This is a genomic window from Bacillus sp. DE0042 (assembly GCF_007680225.1).
GTDB classification, from domain to species: Bacteria; Bacillota; Bacilli; order Bacillales; family Bacillaceae_G; genus Bacillus_A; species Bacillus_A wiedmannii.
In genome coordinates, this window is sequence record NZ_VEJP01000001.1 from 47,168 (window position 1) to 71,369 (window position 24,202).

Genomic DNA, 24,202 nt, shown 5'->3' on the forward strand with positions numbered 1-24,202 from the left:
TCCCAGTTATTTAATTTCATCCTTCATTTCACATCTTTACTTCGTAATACTTAAACGAACAAACGATATACTTGCTCCCCATCGTATTCATGTCCCAATGGTTGAAAACCGTAACGTTCATATAGTTTCTTTGCAGAGATATTATCTTTATGTACTGTTAACCTTATTTCTTTACACGCCTTAAATGTGTTTTTTATTAAATAGAGGCTTCCCTGTAACGCCGCTTTTCCATAACCATTTCCTTGCTGCTTTTGATCGATAATAAATCCATTTATCCAATACATATCAGTTGTCTCTCTTACAACGGCATGCATAATAAATCCAACCATTAGATCACCGTCGTATATCGCAAATGGTATGTACTCTACATTGTCACCATCTGGTTTTATATACACTTTAGCTAGTGAAACTGCTACAGCCGGAACAAATTTTCTTTGCTCTTCTTTAACTTGTAATTTTAATGCATCTTCCCAATTCTCTCTCGTGACAACCTTTAACTGGACATTCAATATTGTAAGCTCCTTTATAAAGAGAATGTATTTATATATTCAACGTAGTGAAATATATCCCTTTTTTGACAACAACTTATAACATGATTTTTATAAAATCTTGAATGAATTGTTGTTCATCAATTTCTAACGCTATACGGGAACCTTTAGATATAGAGCTAGGGCGAAAATCAGCGAATGTTTGTCCTTTCGTATCTCCGTATGTATCTACATTCACTGTACGAAGCGCAAATTTAAAAAAACTTGGGTTAACTAATCCACTTATAGCAACCACATCATGTAGCAAAGGCCCTTCGATAGATGGATTAAGTTTTTGGTATGCAGATAAATAGTAATCATACATCGGTTTCATTATCGTATGAAATGGATTTTTTGAATTAGCTTGGATATAGTTAAATACATTTGGAGTTAACACAGCTTTATTTGTTACATTTAAAGGGAATATAAATAAATTCTTTGCTTGCTTAAAAATAATTTTACTTGCTATAGGATCTCCATACACGTTTGCCTCTGCTAATGGCGTAACGTTTCCTACTTCTAAAAAAACACCACCCATGAAATATATTCCTTTTACATTCAGCATTAAATTATTCCATAAATTAAAAGCAATCGCTAACGAGGTAGATCTTCCTACATCGACAATTGTTAAATCTTTCCCGTACTTTACAAGAATCGCAGCAATACTTCCAAAATTGTATATTGGAATAGATAATACGCTTTCTGGAACATGGATGGGCCCTAATCCTTCTGCTCCGTGAATTTCAGGGTAGTACGTAGTAATTTCTTCTGTAAGTGGTTTTGTTGCACCACTAATGACAGGAATGTCTTGTCTATTTGCTAACTGTAAAATATACGCTGCATTATGTGCAGCATGTATATGCTCAACATTTCCGTATCCGGTTACAATACCGACAATTTCAATTTCGGGATGCAGTAAACCAAACATAATGGCAAACGAGTCATCAATACCTGGGTCTCCGAAAAATAATACTTTTTCCAAGAAATACCCTCCCCTCATAAAAAATTGAGTCATTAATAACTATGTATATGAAAAAAGCAAGTATATCTATGCAAATTTTAGAACGGATAATGTTTTACAAAATATTAAAAAGGAACTAGCGTATGCTAATTCCTTTCTTAAGTAACCATTCTCAAATTTAATTAATTATCGTATCCTTCATAAATTGCATCATTTATTTGATTTTGTGTCTTTTTATCTTCAGGTACAGGTTTCCACCAATTTCCTGTAATGAATAACATAGTTAATAAATTATAACTATCACTAAAATAGCTTTCTCTCTTATTCTTCATCCAATCCCAACCGCTATTTACCCACTTTTGATTATTACTATCCGTTATACTTGCAGCAATAAACGGTGAAACAAATACAGCAGTTGGATAACTACCAATATTGGATCCGTTTAATTGATAACCATCCACAATTTTAGAAGGATTTCCATTCGTTTTATTTTGAATCCATGAAGAGACTTTATCAGAAATGACTTTACTTCTTTTCTCGCCGTACATCGCATAGTCCATTACAATTCTCAATGGTACCCGACTAGCATTGTAATAATATGCATTTGTATATTCTGACTCATCTAAGAAGTCTTTAGGTGCGGGTTGTGGTGGGTTTTTTACAACGAAATCTGAAATAAGTCCTGTATTTTGAGAGTACTTATTACTAAATTGCGTATAAACATCGTACAAATTATTAATAACAGTAAGCCAAGTTTTATCACCTGTAAATTCATAAAATGCTCTAAGGTGTGACATCATCCAATCAGATGGTCTCGTATCAAGTGAATTTTTAGAATCCCAATCTCCCAAATTTAGTCGGTTATTATTTGTAACATTACTAGCTTTAATACCTTTTGTAATCATGTCTTGTGCTTCTTTCAAATAATTAACCGTTCCATGTGATCCCCACTGCTTATGAGCAAGAAGAAGAGAATACGCAATATCTAAATCCCCATCAGTAGCAGAATTAAAATGACCTTGTGCTTTTTTACTATCTGCGACAACCCATCCCATTAAATTAGGATTTTGAGAGCTTTTAAAAGTTCTTGCTGTTTTAAATAAACCGTCATAGATTTTTTGAGCATTCGAATCATAACCAGCCATTAATACTGTAATTATCATCCCATACCCTTGACCTTCTGAAGTTCCAAGTGGCTTAAACCCATCAGCATCACCCGTAATCTCTCCTTTTACGTAATAACCACCAGGTAAAGAAGATAAATCATTTTTCAAATATTTCTTTTTCCAATTATCGTAGTAACTTCTTACAGAAGCATTTAAACTTTCCTGTGTAACATGATTTGGTTTTATAACACCTGCATAATTAACTTGCTGGGGAAATGGTTTCATTTCTTTTACAGCAGCTACTTGTTGATTGACTATGGGAATAGAAGTTTGTACTGAATTGTCCATTACATTTGCTGCGAAACTAGAATTAGAAAAACTAGCTAGTCCAATTCCTATAATAGAAATACATGTGAAAATTTTTCTTTTTCCATTCATTATGTTGTCATCTCCTTTTAAAATGCTTACTACATAAAATGTAACATACAATATTTAACTGAAATACAAAATATTATATTTATCAACATAAGAAGGAAATTACATAAAAAAGTATCATAAAATTATTATTGAATTACATTATACGGATTGATTATTTGCTAAATTCCTATGTTTTTCTTTTCTTAATACTGGTATATGAGCAATCACAATTCCAAGTATAGTAATCCCTCCGCCAATTATCGAAACAAAAGTTGGCACTTCTCCTAACCATATCCAAGCAACAAAACATGCAGTTACTGGCGTTAAATATAGAGAACTTGTTGCCTCAGCAGCACCAGAATGAGATATGATATATGCCAATGCGATATATGGGAGTACTGTTGGAAATAAACCTAAAAATATAACACTCATATTCACTTCAAGAGGAGCTGCTAGTATTTCTTGATAAACTCCGGGTAAGAAAATAAGCATACATACAGTACTAGACAAAATTGTATATATGGTAAATGGCAAGAAACCATACTTTTTTAAGTAAGAAGTTTGGAAAACGAAAAATAAGCTTTCTGAAATCGCTGCTAATAATATAAATAATCCTCCACTATTCAATTGAATAGCATCTCCTTGACTAAATGATATGAAAGCAATTCCTATAAAACTAATTACACCACCGATCCAACCATTTATTTTCATTTTTTCATTCAAAAAAACAGATACAAAAATAGCCGTTACTATAGGTGTGACTGAAACAATTAAACTTGCAGATCCAGCATTTACTGTTTTTTCGCCGTAGTTTAATGCAATGTGATAAAAAGTGAATCCTAAAGCACCGAACATAAAAATTGCTGGGATATCCTTTAAATCCGGTAGCCGTAACTTGTAAATAAAAGAAAACAACAGAAGTATAAATGAAGCGATTAATAAACGTAGTAAAGTAAGATGCTCAGGTGTGTAAGATTCAAGCCCCATACGAATTGCCGGAAAGGCAGTCCCCCATATTAAAATCGTAAAAGCATGAGCACAAATAATCCGAAAATCCCATTTTTTATAATTCATGTTTTTCTCCTCCTTCAAACCAACCACTTTATAATTACCAATTATTTCTTTTCATCATATTTAATAGTTGATACAATGTCTTCAACCAGTTACTTATCGTAAAAACCAACCACTTGGCATTTATAAAGTGAACGAGGAGTTTTTTTATGACAACTAATAAAAAACTGCCTAAATATCGGCAGATAGTAGACTATATGAAAGAAAAAATTGAAAACGGTGAATGGCCTATTGGAAGTAAGATTCCTAGTCAACGGCAGTTAGCCAAATTATTTCATGTAAATCGAAGTACTGTAATAACTGCGCTAGATGAACTTATGGCAGATGGATTGATTCAAGGGAAAATTGGAGCAGGAACAATTGTAACAAATAATACATGGTCATTATTAGCGACGAATCCCCCGCCTGATTGGAGTGAATATGTAAAGGCCGGTATTCATAAACCTAGCAAGTTAATAGTACGAGAAATCAATGAAGCAGAAGCAAATAAAAAACTTATCCATCTTAGTAAAGGTGAACTTGCGCCTCAACTTTTCCCGCTAGAAACTATGCAGACGATTATGAAAAGCATATGTGAGGAATTAGAGTATTTTGGATACGAAGAACAAAAAGGTTTTTTACCGTTACGTGAAGCAATTAGTAAATACGTAAAATCATTCGGAATACATACATCAGCCAGTTCTATATTAATCGTCTCTGGTGCATTACAAGCACTCCAATTAATATCAATTGGTCTTTTGCATAGAGAATCAACCGTTTTACTTGAACAGCCTTCTTACTTATATTCACTTCATGTATTTCAATCAGCAAATATAAATCTATCTGGTATATCTATGGATCATCACGGTATTTTACCTAACGAATTTTTAAAACGAATTAAATATAGTCAAAAGAAAAATATTTTATATTCTATCCCTTGTTTTCAAAATCCAACAGGGATATTAATGTCTCAAGAACGAAGAAAAGAAATATTAAAAATATGTGAAAAAGAACAGTTACCTATTATTGAAGATGATATTTACCGCGAGTTATGGATTGATGAACCACCTCCAGCTCCTTTAAAGTCGATAGATAAACATGGACATATATTATATGTTGGTAGTCTCTCTAAAACACTTACTCCTGGACTTAGAATTGGATGGATTATTGGACCAGAACCTGTAATTGATAGATTGTCAGATATAAAAATGCAAACAGACTATGGATCAAGCTCATTATCCCAAAGAGTTGCTGCTGAATGGATAAATAAAGGTTTTTATGAAGAACATGTTGCAAACGTAAGAATTAAACTAAAAGAACGAAGACAAATCATGATACGAGCTTTAAATAAGTACTGCGCAGATATTGCATCGTGGGATATTCCTAGTGGCGGATTATTTATATGGCTAAAGATTGTACCTAGCATTCCGATGAAGAAATTATTTTCAGAGGCGCTATCAAAAGGAATTCTTTTAAACCCAGGACGTATATATGAAGAAGAATCAGATCGGTACATTCGTTTATCATATGGATATGCTTCTTCGGAGCAAATGACTAACGGGATTAAATTACTGAGTGAATTAATTCGTAAGCTAATGCCATAACAAAAACTCCTCTTTTATTTATAGAGGAGTTTTTGTATATCATATTTACCACAATCTCATTTCCTGTCCCAATAAAATAAGTTCGTCATAAGGATCTCCGTCAATATTTAATACTTGAGCAAAAGCAGGTTCTGTTTTTAAACCGTTCTCTTTTAAGTGAAGAATTTCTTCCCTTATATGGGGATGCTGCATTAATAACATGTGCTCTACTATCATATGTCTATATGCATTTTGGTTACGCACTGGCTTAGGCTGAGCAAATAATTCAAATTTAAAACCTTCAAATTCAAAATTTACCTTTATCGATTCTGTAGTTTTAATTTTTTTCTTTTTTATTTTGAATCCTTTATAAGAACCGTATAAAGATCTCATTTCCTGTTCAAAAACATCAAAGTTATGTACTTCCATTACTATATCTAAGTCAGATTGAAGAGTATCAATTCTAATAGGAATTGTTCCGCAAAGAACCGGACTATACAAAGTTAAATCCTCCATAATGTTAAGTTTATTCAAAACATCATACACTTTTTGTTGCTTCTCATTCCCAGATTGTAAATATGTAATTGATGTAAACATGGAAGTCTCTCCTTCATTTCGCGTAATACGTGTATTATTAAATTCAAGAAAAATTTATCCGTTGAAACTTGTACTAGGAGTACCAATACTTCAATATATTAAGACGAACAAACAATATGTTTCAACTTTCCTCCTATACTGCAATACTATAAAAATAAAAAAGGAGGAATTATTATGAGCATTTTTCACATTCTTTTAACCATCCACATATTATTTGGAACAATATGCTTAATCAGCGGTATTGTAGCGATGGTTGCTCAAAAGAAAAAAGGAAAACATACGGAATGGGGTGAAATATATCATGCATCCTATGTTGTTATCACCGTTACTGCAATTATATTATCCATTATAAATTGGGATAAAATCGCATATTTATTTTATGTAGCAATTTTCTCTTATTCATTTGCGATATATGGATACCTCGCACGAAAAAAACGTTGGAAAAATTGGCTTCACCACCATATTAGAGGTATGTTAGGCTCTTATATAGGTGCCGTTACCGCACTTTTAGTAAACGTCGGTATTCATATTCCCATAATTAATTTATTACCGCCTATATGGTTTTGGTTTTTACCTACATTAATCGGTATTCCTCTCGTAGCCAGTGTATCAAAAAAATATAAAAAGCGTAGTTAAAATTCATTACAATTTCGTTACTTTCTGATGGTAATTACAAAATTCATACTCAATGTAATATTTTATTAACAAATTCAATTTCATATTGCTTTAAGTTCGTCACTTAGAGCTAAATAAAAAGAATCCAATAAAAATATTGGATTCTTTTTCGGATTTCATTTCAATATCGGCTATATGTATTCAATGATGTTACCATTTGGATGACGAACTATCTTTGTATACTTCTGGGTACTTGTATTATTGATTCAGTGATAATTACACCATTATAGTTTAAGGCTGTAATAATGAATGTAAACGATCTGGGTAATTCGTAAACATCCCGTCAACTCCCCATAAAATTAACTTTTTCATATCTGTTTCATTATCTACAGTAAATGGATGAACTTCTAATCCATTTTTCTTTATACTCTTTACATAAGCTGAATCAATATATTTATAGTTCATCCCAAGACCGATACAGTATGTTTTATACTTTTTTATCTCTAATTCAGTTAAATGAGCTGCCTTTTTGTAAGGTAGTAATTGTACTAGCGGTATATTAACATCTAAACTATGAATCTTTTGCAGACTTTCTTCACTAAATGATTGAATAATAATTTTATCACTTATTTCGTAGTGCTTTATAATTTCTAATAGCTTTTCTTCCATACCATGATATTCATCTGGCGATTTTGTTTCAATGTAATAATTAGCATTATGCCCAAACGTTTCAATAATTTCTTCTAGTGTTGGAACTTTAGCATCTTCAAATTCTTTCTTCGCTAAACTTGGATGCTTTTCATTAAAAAAAGAACCTGCATTAAGTTGCTTTATTTCTTCTAATGTATGTTCCTTAACTAGCCCCGTACCGTTTGTAGTGCGGTTTACTGTTTCATCATGCATAGCTACTAAATGTCCGTCTTTTGTCATTTGGAGATCAATTTCTATATAATCTCCTCTCAATTGTTGCCCTAATTTATACGCTGCTATTGTATGTTCCGGCGCATACGCAGAAGCGCCTCTATGTGCAATGTTTTTTATATGATTTAATTGATTAATAGCTTTCGTGTACTTAAGTTCATTTGCTTTATGAAAAACAAAAGTACCTATTACTATAAAGGTGCAAATGATTGTAACGATATATATCTTCTTCATAATGATGTTTTAACTCCTACATGAAAGCAATTTGACTTGGATGATTTATTCCATTAAATGTCGATTTTCAAAAACAGTCATTTGTCCTACAGATTGAAAACCAGTCTTTTTATAAATATTAATGCCATCAGGTGAAGCTTGTAATACGCATTGAGCAACTTTCAATTCCTTTGCTTCTTGCAGCAAGTAATTAAACATAGCAGAGCCGAACCCTTTCCCTCTCAATTCTTCTTTAGTTGCTATATCATAAATAGCAATACTATCTTTTGTACATACTAATGAACCAACCGATACGACTTCTTCTTTATAAAATCCTAAGTACAGTTTCATTTGTTCACTATTCCATAAATCGAAAGAAGCAGTTTGATTGTAGAACGCTTGAACATGTGTACCTTCCTCTGATGTACCAAATAGATTAGCTAATGTTTCCCCAAACTTTTTAATTTGTCCTGACGAAGATGATTTTTGTATCGTAAAACCTTCTGGCATGTTTATTGTTGGATGAATTGTTTTTAAGTCTGCTACCATCGCGATATTTTGTTCTGCTTCTTTTAAGCCAAGTTTTATTAATACGCTTTTTATAGTCTGCTCATGCCTATCATCCCAAAACCAAACACTCATTGGAAGTTTCTTTTGATTATAGTTGTTTACCACTTTATATAGTTTCTCAATACCTTCCGTTAAATTATTGTTTAGTATAGTAATGATATTAAATGTATCTGCCGGTAAACCACATTCGACAGCAATGTAGTCCTTCGTTTCTTTTACATTCATTCCATGTAACTGCCGCGCAATATATGAGGTTTTATATGTGAAGTTATCTATTAGTAACTGTTTATAATTCATTCATTTTTCTCCTTTCATAAAAATTCGTTTTCGAATTCTTCAGTATTAAATATAACACATAAGAAATGTATCTATTTCTATAAAAATATCTCTATACATTACTCTTTTTTCCCCTAAAAGAATTAAAAATGATATAACGTTGTCGGAATGAAAAAAGTGGTATATAATAAACAGTAACATTACTAGTAATTATTTTAGGTATTCCTAGAATAAAGGAGCGATACATATGAAAATTACTATTTATTTCGGAAGTCATGAAGATCAAGATGTTCGTACTATGGACTGTCATTTAGATGTAGAAGATACAGAAGAGATCGTTTCTGTATCATAATATAAATAGTTGGGATGAACCCTCTTCCCTACAGCGTTTAAGGCACCTTTTACAGGTGTCTTTTTTGTTATTTTTTCATCAAAAACCCTTTACTTTAGAGTGTTTTAATAGTAAAATATAAATATACGAACAAACGTTCTTTTTTATTTTAATTGTACATGAAGGGATGATTTTTACAATGGCTCAAGCAAAGCGCAGAGGAAGAAAAAAGCAAACACCTATTATTTCAAATACAGGCTTTATCGGCTCTGTCTTTATTGATACATTGGAGTTACAAAAGAAATCCTATTATTTCGCTCGTAAAAAACTTCAAATTGTTCATCACGTACTTGATGGCCTCTCTGGAGCAACAAGTTCTCTATTTAAAGAACATAACATTTCAGCATACATGTCATGTGTGTATTTACATAAACAAAAGAAAATCGGCTTTGTTCTTTCAACGAAACCATTTGAACAAAGTGACGGTGTTTCTTACTTTATAAATTATTTAATCGAAAAGAATTTTTACGGTAACGAAGAAGTAGAATATCAAGAAGTATTTAATACAGGTTTTATTGGTGTAGTATTCGCTGATTTATGTAGCATAGATCGCTTTAATTTCGAGTTTGAAATGGGTATGTTAACGAAATTAATGAAAGATATGATTATTCCGGTTAAAGAACTCTTTTTACGCCACAATGTACCGGCCTACATCTCCACTTCTCATTTAGAGGAACAAAATAAATTAGGTTTCGTTCTATCTGTAAAACCATATGATGAACGTGCAGAGGCAGATTTATATTTTGAGGCGTATTTAAAAGAACGCGGTTTATTTATCGGTGATGAAGAAGATGATATTGATAAGATTGTTATTAGAAAGACAGCTGAACTACGATAGATAAGCGCAGGATGATTATCCTGTGCTTTTTATAATTTGAGTTTTACTTTAAATCAATATTGTGTACTGTCTTATTTTTTGTAGGGAATCATTATATTAGTTTGGAATATCCCGGAAATCTTGATCACTATGCAAAAGAATCCCTTGTAGATATAGTTAGAATTTTGTATCTCATAGAAATCTATATCCTAATTACTACTATTTATCTTTTAGTTCTTTTATTGTCTGTATTGTTTTCTTTATCTTCTTTAAAGCATCATCCATATGTTTAGAAGACTGTGTGACTGTTTCGGGGTTACCTTTATCTAAACCTTCTACCATTTCTGTTAAAGAGTCTTCGTACATTAACATTGCATCAGACAACTCCTTTTGTAAATCATCATATTTCTTAGGTGGTTTTATCTCTTTCATTTTCTGTGTTACAACCTTAAAATTACCTATTTCTGTTTTAAACTCATTTTCTGTAGTAGCAAATGAAGGGTCTTTTGCTATTACATCTGATATAACTTGATACTGGTTTACCCACTCTTTTGCTACATCATTAACCTTTTCTTTGTAATCATGTGCGTTTTTTAATCTACCATCATCTTGCTTTTCTTCTGCTACTTTTATACTATCAGTTTTCTTTGTTTCGGAGACATCCTTACTGCAACCTACTCCTAATGCTAATGTAATTGGTAAGACTACTGTTAATATTTTACGTTTCATTAATATTTACCCCTTTGTTTAAACTATATCTACGTTTCTTCCAACTCTTTCTTTAGTCTTCCTAATTTATTCACTCTATGAATATTGTTTATTGCACCTTAAGACGTTATATAAATTAGAGTTGCATCTTTTCTTATTTATAACTTATTTAAAGGTGTTGTATTTGACTAGCATAAAGTAAATAATAGTTCCTTTCCTGTTCTCTAATGGAAAATTTAGGTTTTTAATAATATGAACATATAATAACATGTATTATAGTTGTAGATAATCCCCCCCACCGTATGCTTTTTCAATACTCTCCCTAATGTATTTTTCAACGTTTAAGATCCTTTTTGTCTAAGTATTCAGTGAAGAGACATGCTACAACTAACAATATTTCTACAATCTCGATTTAAAAGTATGAGGATTATTTATTGGTATTGAAGAAGATAATATTGATAAGTGTATGAGTGGAATAACAACGGAATTACGATAGAAAAGCGCAAGATGATGATCCAGCGCTTTTTCGATATTATTTAATTACGTTCAACACTATACTCTTTTGAATGAATTTCTAAATTCAACTTATTTGAATAAACTTTATTCAAAATAAGAAATACGATGCCCCCTCCAATTGGAATCGTGTAGGCTGGAATATGATTTAATAATAGACCTGATAATACCAGCGCTATCGGCTGCATCATTTTACCTATACTTAATCCAATACTAAGCACTCTACCCCTATATTCATCTGGAATCTCTTTTTGCATAAAATAAATTAAAGGGATATCGATTAATGCTATCGTTAGCCCTACAAAGAACATAATAGCGCAATACATAGTAACAAATACAATATTATTTACTTCAATACTTTTGAATAAAACAGGGATACCTGAAACTATCATAAAAATCGCCAACATAAAACTTATTTTTTTCAATAGATAGGAATAAGAAAAACGATCAGTTATCTTTTTTACTAATATTGCACCCACTATCATACCTATTGGAAAAGTCCCTTGAATTATACCAAATTGTTTAGGACTCAGATTGAGAACTGTATTAATAATGTATGGTAATGGAACAGTTACAGCAAAACCTAAGAAAAAATTAAGGGAAATTAATATATTAAACGTATTCTTTAAGCTTTTCCTCTCAATTAAGTAAGAGTATCCCTCTTTTATATCTTTAATAAAATTAATTTCTCCCATAGAACATTCCTCGTTTATGTTTTGCTCGAACAATTTAAAGTTAATAAATAATATGGATATACCCGAAAGAATAAATGAAATACCGTTTATAATGATAAATGTTTTAATATCAAAGACTGCAAAAACAATCCCCCCTAGCATAGGGCCTAGTATTAAAGATACAGAATCGATAATTTTACTTATTGAATTAATACTCATAAGCCTCTCTTTAGAGACGATATTTGGTTTTGCAGCCTCTAATCCTATTCCAAAAAAGGTTGTAAAGACCGTCATTAGAAAGGTAGTAGTATAAATGATGAATAAGTTTAATCCATAATAGCTGCTTAATATATAAACAGTTACTAATAAGCACCCACTTAGTAAATCCATACAAACAACTAGTTTCTTTTTATCAACCTTATCAGCAATTACACCAGCAAATGGATTCATAACAATCATTGGAATCGTTCCTAATATGAGCGTAATTGCGAAATTTAACGCAGATCCAGTTATGTGTAAAACATATAATCCTAGTGCGAAACTATACATAGAGCTACCGAATATTGATACTGTTTTTGCAATTGAATATAAACAAATATTTCTTAGTTCTTGATTTCTTTTTTTATTTTCTATATGTAATCGTAAACTTCCCATCACTTTTCCCCCTGCCTAACTTTGTGTTACGTACATTGTAAGTTCTTGGGTCAACCCAATAGCAATATGTACTATTTGAAAAGTTTTAAGGGAAAATAAATAAAAGATGGGGTTAACCCCATCTTTTTCCGAAAAATGAATATGTATAAATTTCTTCTCCTTGAACAAAGAAATCCTCGTATTTTCCACCTCGTTTCAAATAGTTTGAAGTACTTTCATCTATGGATTGAAACTGTAAATCTTGGATTTCTTTCGTTACTTTTGAAAGTGTAAAATTTGCTCGAAAGTTATTTGTAATTTGACTATTTGAGCTGAAATTTTTAAATAAAATAAATAAACTTAATAAATAACAATCCGTTTTAAAAAGTGGATTTAATTCGTGAAGTAAAAAATCCTCATGCTCAAAACTATAATTGCTCGTACCAGAATGATCAATTACAATATCAACAGACCGATTCTGAATAGGGATATTCAAAAAATCAGCACAGATAAAGAGAATGTTTCTTTTCGGATTTTTTCTCGCTAATACATCTTTTAAAAATAAAAGTTTATTTAAATCTCGATCCACTGCAATGTATAGGCAATCTTCTGGTAGTTCTTCATAAATGTTTCTCAAAAAGAACCCAAGTCCCGATCCTATATCCAGTATTAATTTATTATTTAAATCTAAATGTATTAGTTTCTTTTTCGCCCATTGTCCTTCTCTATGCATATTTTCCAAATACGCATTATCAGTTTCATGAATATAATCCGAAATAGTATCTTCAAGTGACGTTCGCTCATTTGCTTTAAATGATTTACCCGCAGTTATAATTCCTGAAGTAATAATATATTCTTCACCACAATTACAAATTAGCTTCCCCTCAGTAATTTGATTGTTAGTAATAATTCCATCTTGAAGAATTAGTTTTTTGCTACACTTAGAACATGTAAGCAAATGAAGTACGCTTAAATCTATCCCTTTAATTGAATTCGAAGTTTCATTTGTTAATAATAAATCATGTAACACTTCCTTTAATTTATCCCGTCTCTTCTCCAAAAGTTCTATTTCCTGTTCCATCTGGTCATATTTCAATTTAAATATAGATTGGTAAAAAGTATCTTTTTTGTAATTCATAGATTTCGCTAAATTTTTATAAAAAAATAGTTCTTTAATTTCATTCAAGCTAAAACCTAGCTCTTTGTAATGTAATATAAGCTCTAAATCTGTTTGACAATACTCGTCAAAAAAATTGTGACCGCCCTTTTTTTCAGAAATAATGAGGCCGAGATCCATGTAATGTCTAATTGTATCAATACTTATGTTATTTACTTCTCCAAATTTACCTATTTTCATAGTATCACTACCATTTATATATTTTTTTATATAGATTTCTATTTTTATATTAAAAAACCCTTTAAACTTTCTAAACAACATTATTTACGGTATGTATAGGATATTTGAATGCCACATATTTTATAGGTATATAATCCTTTTATTTAATTAAATTTCCATGTAAACGGACATCATCACATCTATTATATTAAACCATTGGAGCAGGATTACTGTAATTTGTTACTTATAATATGTCTTAAACAAAATGTACGCGAGGTGTTAAAATGGTAAGGTTAAAATTATTAAAAGGGATAGGACAATATACTGTTCATAGTTATTTTAGCTTTATGAATTAAAGAGAAAGCGGATTCATATCTTTAATATAAAAAAGACACTTACTGAAAAAGTAAATGTCTTTTTTGAATTAATTATAATCAAATAGCATAAATTACTTACGTTTTACTGCTTGTAGACTGTTTCCCTTTACGTCTGTCATCTTGAATGAACCATTTTTAAATGACTCAACATTGTAGTCTATTGCTACCTTTAACTGACTTGTATCAATCTTATTCCCATCTTTTACAACTTCTTTCGCCGTTAAAGAAACTTGGTTTTTTTCTTGAGTATAGTACCAACTTCCTTCCATGTGGTTTTGCTCATAAGGCGTTTTACCTTTGTCATCATAAGCGATATATGTACCATCCTCTCGGAACTCAACTGCTTTGATAAATTCAGAACCTTCATAGCTACCCCATTCTCCTACTAACTCTTTTCCAGTTATTGATAGTTGCACATCTTTATTACTAAAAGTAGAAGTATCAGAGGTTGAAGGACTATCAGTTTTAGATTCAGAGTTATTCTTACTTTCATTCGATTTACCTACTATCGCATCTTGAATCGGTTTGTAACCAGATGCCCAAAGTTCAGAACCTTTTTTTAGTAACTCTTTTGACTTATCTGCTTTATCCTTAAGTGCTTTCTCGTCTGCTTTCTTGTCCGATGTTAAAATTTCTTCTTGAATCGAATATGATTCTTTATAACAATCTACTGCTTTTAATATGTCTTTATGGGCTTCTTGATACTCTACTGGCGGTTCAATAGTATCAAACTTCTTAATGGTTTTCTGTATATCCTTTAATTGTGCTAATATTTTCATAGATACTTCTTTATCACTGCTTGTTCTATCTTTTGCTATTTCAGACATTTCAGTGACTTTCTGCAAGAATTCAGTAGATATAGCCGTTATACGCTCAGGATACTTGTCTTTCGATAACTTCTCTTTTGTTTCTGCTTTTGATTCCACTTTTTCTTTCGGTTTTGCATCTGTTTTCTCCGATCCACAACCTACTAATAGCATAAATGGTACTGCAAGCGTAACTAGTTTCTTTACTTTCATATTAACCCTTCCCCCTTAAAACTAAAACATACATACCTAAGCATATAAAAAGATATATCTTTTTATATGCTGTTGGTTAAATTTGGATGAACGAATATTATTTATAGTGAAAAAATAAAAACGTCAAAATTATTTTACAAAAATTATAGGGTTTATTAATTGCTGGCTATTTATATAATACCCCCTAAAAACGAAAAAACGTGTTTATATCTGTCAATGTATAAGTTAGGATGACGCTTTTATTTCTATTTGTGTGTATGATGAATTACATCTATTTCCTCGATATTTTTAAAGATTCTCATCTGCAAATACTTACGAGTTATTGTTACAAACTTTAGTTGAGTACAACAAATCGATAGAAACCAAGGAAAATTTTTATTACTTTTTATGTTTAGAGAAGTTAAAAAACCGCTAACATCTCTTTCAAACACATGGAATATACAGGGATTTACAACTTAATATAGAACATAAAAAGGAGAAGTTTATATTTTAAATAAGGGGACATACATATAGAATGGGGATTAAAAAATGAAAATTGCAATAGTCTGTTTCGATAACTTTACTGATATAGATGTTTTTTTACCATGGGATTTATTAAATCGTGTACGTTTAGTTGGCGGTATTTCTGATTGGAACGTCCAACTATTAGGAACGGAAAAAACTCATATATCCATGTCTGGCTTACGTATTCCTATGACAGGAAGCATATCTCATATTCCTACTGCTGACGCAGTAATATTTGCAAGTGGTAAAGGTATACAAGATTTATATAAAAACCAAGAATATATTAATAGTATTCATGTAGATCCTCAAAGACAATTAATAGGATCTATGTGTTCTGGTTCATTACTACTAGGAGCTAAAAAATTGCTAACAGGTAAAAAAGCCACTACATATCCATCCGCAGTAGAACAGCTTAAAGAATTTGATGTGGACGTTATTGAACAAAGTTTCGTGAACGAAGGAAATATTTCGACTGCTGCAGGCTGTTTTGCAGCTCAAGATCTCTCAGCTTGGATTATAAGAACCCTAATCAATGAAGAAATGGTCAATACTGTGCTAGAAACTGTTCAGCCAGTAGGCAAAGGTTTATATTTTTAATTTCAAATCAAGTTGAGGGATTGGTTGCTCCCAAAAATGATAAAATGATCTTTTTTGCTTGATAGCGATGTAATATGCCTCCAATTTCAATTTAATTAAATAAAAAACCCGTGAATCATTCACGGGTTTTTTATTTAATAACTAATTGCTATTGTACCTTCACCTGCATGAACCGCAAATGAAATTGGTAATGGATATAGTTTAAAGTCCATTTCAGGGAATGCTTGTCTAATATCTGAAATCCATTCTTCAGCTCCATCTTTATCATTAGCATGGAACATATGAAGTACTTTTGGTAATTCTTTTTCAAGCTCATTTTTAATGTATTCTCGACATTTTTGGATTTTGCGAACTTTCTTTTCAAGTAAAAGTTCTCCACCTTTTACTTCTAATATTAAGTTAACACTTAATAAACTTCCAAGTAAAAATTGAACTCCCTTTACACGCCCACTTGCGTAAAGGCCTTTTAAACTTTTCGGGAATACGTGGAAAGGTCTTCTTTTTTCATCTACCAATGTTTTGTGTATATCTTGTAACGTCATACCATCAGTGTATAACGATTTCGCTTTTCTTATTAGTTCATCCATTGGATAACTTGTTGTTTCACTATCCAATACCGTTAATGGGAAACCTGCCATGTCTGCAGCTAACTTCATGTTTTGATAAGTTCCACTTACTTTTCCGCTAATAGCAACTGCAAATCCCTCTTCATATTCTTCTTTGCATTTCGAAAATAACTCTACCATTTCCCCTATGTTAGGCTGTGATGTAGTGACAGTTTTACCTTCGTTTAACGCATTATAGACGCGCTCACGCACACCTTCTTCACAATCTTTGTACGACACACCATCAATAATAACTTCAATCGGGATAACAAAATTATCTCCTTCTGTTGTAAAACTCGCAGTTGTACTATCAGTAATCCAAGCAACACGCTTCATGTTGTTCCTCCCTTAATTCAATTCCTCTTTTCTGACTTTTCTATATATTTATGTTACGAAAAGAGAATATCCCTGTAATAGTAACAGGACTTTATTGTTTTGGCTATAGTAGATGAATAGTAAATGTGAATATTTTTTGTCATTTTCACCATAAAAAGAAGAAAACCGAAGTATTTGCCCGATTTTCTTCTTTTTATGCATTATTTAAAAGTTTCATTATCTAAAATTACAACATAATCATTTGTCAATCGGCCAGCTTCTTTCGTATAACTAACAAGTCTTTGTACGTTATCACAGCAAAGTTTCGCTCCCCATACGAGTAACGGTACGCCGATGAAGTCGATGTGAAATCTTCTAGAAAACAGGCCACCGAAAGTCATTGGTAAAGGCACTGTTGGTGATGTATTAGAAAAAATAATCTTTTCATGACTTTGATAATGTTTTTGCAAAATCTCTCCTAAATGTTTCATCGCAGGTACAACAACTTTTGATGCACCGCATCCAATTGTATAAACCGAATTACCATTTTCGTCTATTCCATGAAAAATAATTTTCCCCATATCTTCTGTTTTCAATTTATTAAAGTAATCTACATTCAAAATTTCTTCTTTCGTTAACTTACGATCAGTTGGTAATTTATTTAAATGATAAGCAGCAGCGAGTGAAGTTGAATGTGTTCCGCCAAAATCTGTATAAATGAATATCATATTATCATCCCTTGTTATAAAAGTTCAATGTTATTTAGTATTACCGTTCACAGCATTGATAAACAAGGGATGAATGTATTTACACTTTTTTGTTAATTCGTTATATATTTTCCGATTATTCTATCGTCTATTTATCACGGTACATCATGTAATAGTCATAAGTATTATTTATAAAAATAAAAAGACGTACTTTTGACTCGTACGTCTTTTATCATCTTTATTCAAAATAAATATATCCTATAACCCGTATGAATTGTTAGTTAAAATACTTTTCAAAACAAAAACAATCGTGAACTCGTTTAAATTGTTTTCTTATTTCTTCTTTATTTTCACCTGTATAATGAGCAAATGTTTGAACTGGATATAGCTAATCTATATTACTTTTCATGACACCTTTTATCTCGTCTGTATGATCCGAGTATACGTGTAAATATGAATCTACGTTTACAAATCCGTTCTTTTCATACCATCCATGTACCCATAGGTTGTCCCTAGTCCATGCTTCTAATCGATTTAGGTTAAGTTCTTTCGCTAACTTCTCTGCCTCATTTAATAGTTGATTAGCAATCTTCATTCTACGAAAATCCGGATGAACTGCAATATGCCAAATCATGCCGCCAAGACCAGTTCCTCTTGAACAAACTGTACGTTCTTCTAATTCATATTCGATATCTATTAAACCCACAATTTGATTTTCATATACTGCTACTAATTCAATAGCAGGATTATCATATTTTTCTTTCTCTCTAAATACGTTATCGTAATATGTTGTATCTAAAAAAGACAAAACACGGCAACGTACCCAGCCTGTTTCATCAGATTTTTTATACGCTCTAATTTCTATATCCATATAATTAAAAAGCTCCTTCTATTTCTTTCATTAATTTTTCGGGTCCTGCTCCTTTATTTGATGGAATAACTACTGTAATTCCTAAGCCTGGATATACGGCCGAGCGAAAACTGACGCCTGGATCATATCCCATTACATGATATTTGAATATTTCGTTTTCTCTTGTTTCAATCCATATTCCATATCCGTAAGACTGATTATTATTTACTTGAATATGAGGAGTTAAAAGTATTTTTGTATATTCTCGGCTTATGATTTCAAAGTTAAATAACGCTTCCCAGAACTTCAGCATGTCTGGCGCAGTAATAAAAGCACCACCATCAGAGCCTCCTATTATTGGTATAGAGTAGATGTTTGTTCTCCAATTTTGGTTAGTTTCATCTTTTATATATCCAAGAGCTGTGTGCCTTGGTAATGTATCTAAAGAAAAATAGCCAGAATCATTCATACCAATTGGTTTAAATATGTTTTTTTCTATATACTCCGTAAATTTAAGTCCTGTCTGTTCTTCGATTATTAATCCCAGTATGATAAAACCTGCATTGTTGTAGTGAAATTTACTTCCAGGTGCAAACATCATACTTCTGCTTTGGAATAATGGTAAAAAATCTTTTAAACTTTTTAATAGATACATAGGAGTTTCTTTCCAAAGATCCTCAAAGTTATCCAAAATACTTTCATCGAAATAATCCGGAATACCCGAACTATGCGTCAAAAGGTGATGTATTGTAATATCTTCATTAAAGTTTGGAAATTTAATACTTAAACACTCTTTTAACTTTGTTTGAAAAGTAATTACACCTTTTTCAACAAGTTGACAAATACCGATAGCAGTGAATATTTTACAACCGGAGGCAATTCCGAACTTTGTTTGTAGCGTATTGTTTATACATTCATTTCGATTTGCGTAACTAAACGCCTCTTCATAGACTAAGCCTTTTTCTTCTTTCACTAAAATTACCCCAGAGTAATCTATATGCCGATGTATTTCTTTTACAATGCTGTCTATTTGGTCTTTTGTTTTCATTACAAAAACCACCCTTGTTTATCAATATTGTTCACCTTTCTTATATTTCCATATATAGGAGGGAGAACCCTCCTATTGAACACCATACGATTTAAACTAAGAGAACTATTTCGAATTGATTGACTCAGAGGAATGCACTTTAGACTGTGATGGCAATAAAATAAACACACACAATATGATAGTTATAAGGAACATGATTGATGATCCTATAATAACTACAAGTTGTATAGAAATAAATTGAGTTGCAACTCCGAATAGAATCGTAATCAAAATGGTTATGACCGCAATAACGAGCCCATATATACTCCCAATCCGTCCCATAATATGGACAGGTATATTATTTTGATAAAAGGTATAAAATCCCGTATTGGCATATGCCATAGAGAAAGATAAAATAAAGAATCCGATTGTCGCTATTAAAAATTCATTTGAAAAAGCATAAATTAAATAACCGATTGCGATGAATAATGATCCTATTCCAATTAAAAATGAAGGTGTTAATTGTTTTGATAAAATTGTATTTGTTATGGCTCCTAAAATAAACCCTGCTCCAGCGATACTAACTAAAAAGCCATATTCGCTATCTGTTAACAATAAAACTTCTTTCGCAAATGACAATTCAAGTGAATCAGTGGCGGCAACTAAAACCATCATCCCTTGAAATAAAAAGTACACAAAAACGATATATAAAGATTTCTTACTGAAATTTAAAACGATGTTCCAATCTTTTTTTAGTACAGCTAAAGATAACTTGTCATTTGACGTAGTAATATCGGATTTTTTATCAAGATTAGGTAACAGTAATGTAATTACTCCTGATAAGAGAAATGCTATAGCATTTATATATATAGCAAACTCTGGTGTACTTGCTATTAACAATAAGCCCGCTATCGCTGGACCAATTAAAGATGCACCAGATCCTATTAAACTACGTAATGAGTTGAAACGTTGTCTTTGCTCAACTGGAACCAATTTCGTCATATACGTCATAGCAGTTGGCTCATAAATTGCATTGGCCATACTTATAAAGAATACGAATACATAAACAATCCAAAGTGATGGAAGTAAAGGTAAAATAGCGATAAATACCGCACGATATATATCAAGGTTAATCATTACCTTCCGTTTATTTAAACGATCAATCATACTTCCTGACCATGCGTTTGTAAATAAAGCGGCTAATGGTTTAATTACATATAAAGTAGCAACAGCTAAGGCTTATCCTCCCATATGATAGACAAGTACATTCAGTGCTATTAAGTAAATCCATGCCCTTAAATTCGCAATACCAACTCCAGACAGTAGTAATAAAGGATATTTCCAATCTTTAAGTAAGTTTTTCATTTTAGGCCCCCGCTTTCCAAATTGTTTTGAAACAATAAAAAAATCCCACCCCCAAGACTTTTAGTCTTAGGGACGAGATTTATCATCGCGGTGCCACCCTAGTTTGTTAATATGTCGCCATATTAACCTTATCAGGTACTGCATTCTATTTCATGCTTATACCATAGCCCTATAACGGGAGCTCCCGTCACACTATCCCCTAATAAAAGGTTCCGATGTGCTGCTCAGAGGCTTGGTTCAATAAAGAATTTTTGCTTCTTTTCAGCTAAATGGAGCTCTCTGTGAAAAATTCATTTTATTTACTCTTCTCTTCACTGCATTTGATTTTTTCCATATTATCACAAATTAATTTAACTGTAAATATAAAATAATCAGATATCAATGAACGTGTCACTATTGATTCTCTTATTTATTATTTTTCTGAAAATTACGGTGCGTGAAATTACTTAAATCTATAAAAAAAGAGCCTATTGTATATAGACCCTTCACTTTGTCCGAATTAGTTTATATTCGCCTCTGCTAGCGGTTGTAACGGTGGTTCCAATTCTAGGATTAATGCATCGCCTTCTTGTATATCTTGTCCCTTTTCAATGCTCTGACTCGTTACATAGCCCGTACCTGTAGTTTTTAAATCTAATTTTAATAATTTAGAGAAATACATAACATCACGCATTGACCAACCTTGTAAATTTGGCATTATTACGTTCTTCCCTAATAAAAATATACGATCCCCTTCACTCATTACTTCACCAGATTGCGGATATTGTTTTATTATTTTTCCTTCGCCTAAAATTATCGGTTGGAGCTTCTCTTTTTTCACACTATTCTCTACTGTATCCATTGATTGATTGACATAGTTTTGTACTTTTAATTGGGATCGTTTCGTTGCATCTGCCATTTGTTTTTCTGTATATGGTTTCACCTTTAAATATTCAAGGCTATTTTTCACAACTGGTTTAAATATTTCAGCAAGCGGCTGAGCTCCATACTCGTCTCCCTTTAACTTTGGCTGTTTAATAGCTAAGTATACAATTAACTCTGGGTCATCAATTGGAGCCATACCTAAAAATGAAAAAATATAATTTTCTTTCCCTTCCATATATCGTCCATTTTCAGGATTCGGAATTTGCGCTGTTCCGGTCTTACCTCCTATTGGATAACCATCCACTTTATACATTGTACCAGTACCTTTTGATGACGTAATAACACGCTCCATTAAATTCCTTACCTCGTCCGCTGTCTCTTTTTTTATCGGATTCCCAATTTCTTTCGGTTGATTTTCCATAATAACTTGTTTGTTTGTGGGATTTACAACTTTGTCAACGATATATGGTTGCATCATTTTTCCGTCATTTGCTATAGCAGTAGCTGCTTGGATTAATTGAATGGGAGTTACTGTAGAACCTTGTCCGAAAGAAGTTGTGACTTGTTGAATTTGTGTATTTAATAATAATGTGTTTTTACTTTCGCCAGGTAAATCTATTCCGGTTTTTTGGTTGAATCCAAATTTATTCATATATTGCTTAAATTTATCCGGTTTTAATAACTTATCTTCTAAAATAGAAAAAGCTACGTTTGATGATCTTTCAAAGCCTTCATCAAATGTAATAGATCCCCATCCAAACCCACCGTTATGATCTTTTATATCAGATGAACCAACTGAATATTTTCCAGATTGGAAATATTCTTTCCCGTTATATACCCCTTCATTTATTGCAGCAGCTAACGTAAATATTTTCATTGTTGAACCGGGTTCGTATGCATTTGCGATTGGATCATTTAAAAAGTACTCGATATCACCTTTATTGGGGTTAAAACTAGGTTTACTAGACATCGCTAAAACTTTTCCTGTCTTTGGATCCGCTATGATTCCTACTAACATAGAAGGATCATAGTGTTCTTGTGCCTTGTTCATTGCTTCTTCTAAAAAACCATTAATTTGTTTATCAAGCGTAAGGTATACATTATTTCCATTTTTAGCGGCTTCTACTTTTCCTATATCATTCGTAAGCGGAATACCCCCTTGCGTGCCCACATATTCTATTTTCCCATTTGTAGAGCGCAAATATTTATCTAGACTTTTTTCAAGTCCAAATTTTCCTTCTGTATTTCCTTTATCATCTGGTCTAGCAAAACCAAGTATATAGGATGCAAAATCTTCATTTGGATATACTCTTGCTTTCTCTGGCATAAAGGATACACCCGGGATTTTTAATTGTTTTATTTTTTCCTTCACTTCTCTAGATAAATTCCGACCAACTTTTCCAATTTCAACTTGCGTACGTCCCTCATGAAAATTTTTTAATACGTCCTCTTTATCAATTTCAAGCGCATCAGCTAATCGTTGAGCAGTTTCATCTTTGTTTTTCACTATATCTTTCCCTTTCAAATTCACAACAACACGATACGTTGTGGAATCTTGGACTAGCACTTTTCCAGTTTGATCATAAATCGTGCCACGATTTGCTTCCAAAACACCATTTTTATTATGTTGTTCATTTGCTAGGTCCTTTACATCCACATTATGCAGGACTCCTACTGCCTGAATATAGAAAAAACGAAAAAGCATAATAAGAAACAAAACAATAAAAGCAACCATAAAATACCGCGCGCCTTTATTCGTTTGAAGTTTATGCATGTTTATCTCCTTTCTGTCACAATTAATTACTGCAAAAGTGTGCTAGAAATTATGTAGTTTTTGATTTCAATACTATATGTTTCGAACTTTTCCTTTTAATTCCTTTAAATCGTTCTGAAAGTAGCCTTTGTTTCTGTTTTTATTTTTCTATTTACAGTACAGTGCGTGAAATTTATGAATATTCAGCAATAAGTGGGCTGATTTTTTATAAACTACAAACTTAATAAGAACTTTTTTAATACGTATCCTCTTATTCTTGTTCACAATAAAAAAATTCCCCTCTGGATTTC

At 31.9% G+C, this 24,202-nt stretch carries 21 protein-coding genes, 1 pseudogene and 1 other annotated feature; of the genes and pseudogenes, 4 read left to right on the top strand and 18 right to left on the bottom strand.

The annotated features are described in order from the left end of the window. Positions 1-50: 50 nt before the first annotated feature. From FS802_RS00265 to FS802_RS00280, 4 genes are all read right to left on the bottom strand, one after another. Positions 51-509: a GNAT family N-acetyltransferase gene (locus tag FS802_RS00265; RefSeq protein WP_098707723.1), complete on the bottom strand. Its 459-nt coding sequence runs from the start codon at positions 507-509 to the stop codon at positions 51-53. A 76-nt stretch (positions 510-585) separates the two neighbouring features. Next, entirely contained in the window at positions 586-1,509 is a 924-nt protein-coding gene (locus FS802_RS00270) for a nucleoside hydrolase (protein ID WP_098653998.1), read from the bottom strand. Positions 1,510-1,670: 161 nt separating this feature from the next. Beyond that, entirely contained in the window at positions 1,671-3,032 is a 1,362-nt protein-coding gene (locus FS802_RS00275; RefSeq protein ID WP_001013582.1) for a family 8 glycosyl hydrolase, read from the bottom strand. A gap of 138 nt (positions 3,033-3,170) precedes the next feature. Next, the gene (locus tag FS802_RS00280) at positions 3,171-4,085 is read right to left on the bottom strand and encodes a DMT family transporter (RefSeq protein WP_098720420.1); all 915 of its coding nucleotides are present in this window, start codon (positions 4,083-4,085) and stop codon (positions 3,171-3,173) included. A gap of 146 nt (positions 4,086-4,231) precedes the next feature. Here FS802_RS00280 and norG point away from each other — a divergent pair, with 146 nt between their 5' ends. After that, positions 4,232-5,665 carry an efflux pump transcription regulator NorG gene (norG, locus tag FS802_RS00285; RefSeq protein ID WP_098720419.1) on the top strand — a complete coding sequence of 478 codons (1,434 nt, stop codon included), beginning with the start codon at positions 4,232-4,234 and terminating at the stop codon, positions 5,663-5,665. A gap of 45 nt (positions 5,666-5,710) precedes the next feature. Here the strand turns inward: norG and FS802_RS00290 are convergent, their stop codons facing one another. Continuing rightward, positions 5,711-6,241 carry a DUF4269 domain-containing protein gene (locus FS802_RS00290; RefSeq protein ID WP_000495201.1) on the bottom strand — a complete coding sequence of 177 codons (531 nt, stop codon included), beginning with the start codon at positions 6,239-6,241 and terminating at the stop codon, positions 5,711-5,713. Between the two features lie 174 nt (positions 6,242-6,415). Here FS802_RS00290 and FS802_RS00295 point away from each other — a divergent pair, with 174 nt between their 5' ends. After that, positions 6,416-6,877, top strand: coding sequence for a hypothetical protein (locus tag FS802_RS00295; RefSeq protein WP_000021530.1), 462 nt, complete (start codon positions 6,416-6,418; stop codon positions 6,875-6,877). A 270-nt stretch (positions 6,878-7,147) separates the two neighbouring features. Here FS802_RS00295 and FS802_RS00300 read toward each other — a convergent pair whose 3' ends face one another. Together FS802_RS00300 and FS802_RS00305 are read right to left on the bottom strand one after the other, a co-directional pair. Then, entirely contained in the window at positions 7,148-8,011 is an 864-nt protein-coding gene (locus tag FS802_RS00300) for a glycerophosphodiester phosphodiesterase (RefSeq protein ID WP_098720418.1), read from the bottom strand. A 45-nt stretch (positions 8,012-8,056) separates the two neighbouring features. Further along, positions 8,057-8,857 (bottom strand): GNAT family N-acetyltransferase, encoded by an 801-nt coding sequence (locus FS802_RS00305; protein WP_098707718.1) that lies wholly within the window; start codon positions 8,855-8,857, stop codon positions 8,057-8,059. A gap of 509 nt (positions 8,858-9,366) precedes the next feature. Between FS802_RS00305 and FS802_RS00310 the strand changes: the two genes are divergently transcribed. Beyond that, positions 9,367-10,065: a hypothetical protein gene (locus FS802_RS00310; protein WP_033657770.1), complete on the top strand. Its 699-nt coding sequence runs from the start codon at positions 9,367-9,369 to the stop codon at positions 10,063-10,065. Between the two features lie 198 nt (positions 10,066-10,263). Here the strand turns inward: FS802_RS00310 and FS802_RS00315 are convergent, their stop codons facing one another. The 4 genes from FS802_RS00315 to FS802_RS00330 form a co-directional block, all read right to left on the bottom strand. Continuing rightward, positions 10,264-10,773 (bottom strand): DUF7018 domain-containing (lipo)protein, encoded by a 510-nt coding sequence (locus FS802_RS00315; protein ID WP_098720417.1) that lies wholly within the window; start codon positions 10,771-10,773, stop codon positions 10,264-10,266. Between the two features lie 515 nt (positions 10,774-11,288). Continuing rightward, positions 11,289-12,593: an MFS transporter gene (locus FS802_RS00320; protein ID WP_098720416.1), complete on the bottom strand. Its 1,305-nt coding sequence runs from the start codon at positions 12,591-12,593 to the stop codon at positions 11,289-11,291. A 112-nt stretch (positions 12,594-12,705) separates the two neighbouring features. Next, a complete protein-coding gene (locus FS802_RS00325; RefSeq protein ID WP_098707715.1) occupies positions 12,706-13,929 on the bottom strand; it encodes a methyltransferase domain-containing protein in 1,224 nt (407 codons plus the stop codon). Positions 13,930-14,356: 427 nt separating this feature from the next. Continuing rightward, the gene (locus tag FS802_RS00330) at positions 14,357-15,304 is read right to left on the bottom strand and encodes a DUF7018 domain-containing (lipo)protein (protein WP_098720415.1); all 948 of its coding nucleotides are present in this window, start codon (positions 15,302-15,304) and stop codon (positions 14,357-14,359) included. A 528-nt stretch (positions 15,305-15,832) separates the two neighbouring features. Here FS802_RS00330 and FS802_RS00335 point away from each other — a divergent pair. Further along, positions 15,833-16,405 carry a DJ-1/PfpI family protein gene (locus tag FS802_RS00335; protein WP_098707713.1) on the top strand — a complete coding sequence of 191 codons (573 nt, stop codon included), beginning with the start codon at positions 15,833-15,835 and terminating at the stop codon, positions 16,403-16,405. Positions 16,406-16,539: 134 nt separating this feature from the next. On the opposite strand, the gene FS802_RS00340 is transcribed toward FS802_RS00335, so the two are convergent. The 7 genes and pseudogenes from FS802_RS00340 to FS802_RS00365 all read right to left on the bottom strand — a co-directional run bounded on the left by FS802_RS00340 (position 16,540) and on the right by FS802_RS00365 (position 23,912). Beyond that, positions 16,540-17,346: a DegV family protein gene (locus tag FS802_RS00340; RefSeq protein ID WP_000831942.1), complete on the bottom strand. Its 807-nt coding sequence runs from the start codon at positions 17,344-17,346 to the stop codon at positions 16,540-16,542. A gap of 200 nt (positions 17,347-17,546) precedes the next feature. Then, positions 17,547-18,053 carry a DUF3189 family protein gene (locus FS802_RS00345; RefSeq protein ID WP_098654005.1) on the bottom strand — a complete coding sequence of 169 codons (507 nt, stop codon included), beginning with the start codon at positions 18,051-18,053 and terminating at the stop codon, positions 17,547-17,549. A 256-nt stretch (positions 18,054-18,309) separates the two neighbouring features. After that, a pseudogene (locus tag FS802_RS00350) lies at positions 18,310-18,903 on the bottom strand (GNAT family N-acetyltransferase). A 4-nt stretch (positions 18,904-18,907) separates the two neighbouring features. Next, positions 18,908-19,930, bottom strand: a complete 1,023-nt coding sequence (locus tag FS802_RS00355; RefSeq protein ID WP_098654006.1) for a serine hydrolase domain-containing protein — start codon at positions 19,928-19,930, stop codon at positions 18,908-18,910. Between the two features lie 105 nt (positions 19,931-20,035). Next, on the bottom strand, positions 20,036-21,121 hold the full coding sequence (locus tag FS802_RS00360; RefSeq protein ID WP_260989063.1) for an MFS transporter: 1,086 nt from the start codon (positions 21,119-21,121) through the stop codon (positions 20,036-20,038). Between the two features lie 27 nt (positions 21,122-21,148). Further along, positions 21,149-21,274, bottom strand: coding sequence for a hypothetical protein (locus FS802_RS31370; protein ID WP_260989050.1), 126 nt, complete (start codon positions 21,272-21,274; stop codon positions 21,149-21,151). Positions 21,275-21,339: 65 nt separating this feature from the next. Further along, positions 21,340-21,598 (bottom strand) — a binding site (T-box leader). 175 nt (positions 21,599-21,773) lie between these two features. Then, positions 21,774-23,912, bottom strand: coding sequence for a penicillin-binding protein (locus tag FS802_RS00365; RefSeq protein ID WP_144524692.1), 2,139 nt, complete (start codon positions 23,910-23,912; stop codon positions 21,774-21,776). Positions 23,913-24,202 lie beyond the last annotated feature (290 nt).

Excerpts from the sequence above, each read along its gene's own strand:
- FS802_RS00330 (WP_098720415.1), bottom strand. The coding sequence starts at position 15,304 with ATGAAAGTAAAGAAACTAGTTACGCTTGCAGTACCATTTATGCTATTA.
- FS802_RS00310 (WP_033657770.1), top strand. The coding sequence starts at position 9,367 with ATGGCTCAAGCAAAGCGCAGAGGAAGAAAAAAGCAAACACCTATTATT.
- FS802_RS00280 (WP_098720420.1), bottom strand. The coding sequence starts at position 4,085 with ATGAATTATAAAAAATGGGATTTTCGGATTATTTGTGCTCATGCTTTT.
- FS802_RS00305 (WP_098707718.1), bottom strand. The coding sequence starts at position 8,857 with ATGAATTATAAACAGTTACTAATAGATAACTTCACATATAAAACCTCA.
- norG (WP_098720419.1), top strand. The coding sequence starts at position 4,232 with ATGACAACTAATAAAAAACTGCCTAAATATCGGCAGATAGTAGACTAT.
- FS802_RS00315 (WP_098720417.1), bottom strand. The coding sequence starts at position 10,773 with ATGAAACGTAAAATATTAACAGTAGTCTTACCAATTACATTAGCATTA.
- FS802_RS00275 (WP_001013582.1), bottom strand. The coding sequence starts at position 3,032 with ATGAATGGAAAAAGAAAAATTTTCACATGTATTTCTATTATAGGAATT.
- FS802_RS31370 (WP_260989050.1), bottom strand. The coding sequence starts at position 21,274 with ATGAAAAACTTACTTAAAGATTGGAAATATCCTTTATTACTACTGTCT.
- FS802_RS00355 (WP_098654006.1), bottom strand. The coding sequence starts at position 19,930 with ATGAAAACAAAAGACCAAATAGACAGCATTGTAAAAGAAATACATCGG.
- FS802_RS00290 (WP_000495201.1), bottom strand. The coding sequence starts at position 6,241 with ATGTTTACATCAATTACATATTTACAATCTGGGAATGAGAAGCAACAA.
- FS802_RS00340 (WP_000831942.1), bottom strand. The coding sequence starts at position 17,346 with ATGAAGCGTGTTGCTTGGATTACTGATAGTACAACTGCGAGTTTTACA.
- FS802_RS00295 (WP_000021530.1), top strand. The coding sequence starts at position 6,416 with ATGAGCATTTTTCACATTCTTTTAACCATCCACATATTATTTGGAACA.
- FS802_RS00345 (WP_098654005.1), bottom strand. The coding sequence starts at position 18,053 with ATGATATTCATTTATACAGATTTTGGCGGAACACATTCAACTTCACTC.
- FS802_RS00335 (WP_098707713.1), top strand. The coding sequence starts at position 15,833 with ATGAAAATTGCAATAGTCTGTTTCGATAACTTTACTGATATAGATGTT.
- FS802_RS00365 (WP_144524692.1), bottom strand. The coding sequence starts at position 23,912 with ATGCATAAACTTCAAACGAATAAAGGCGCGCGGTATTTTATGGTTGCT.
- FS802_RS00325 (WP_098707715.1), bottom strand. The coding sequence starts at position 13,929 with ATGAAAATAGGTAAATTTGGAGAAGTAAATAACATAAGTATTGATACA.
- FS802_RS00300 (WP_098720418.1), bottom strand. The coding sequence starts at position 8,011 with ATGAAGAAGATATATATCGTTACAATCATTTGCACCTTTATAGTAATA.
- FS802_RS00320 (WP_098720416.1), bottom strand. The coding sequence starts at position 12,593 with ATGGGAAGTTTACGATTACATATAGAAAATAAAAAAAGAAATCAAGAA.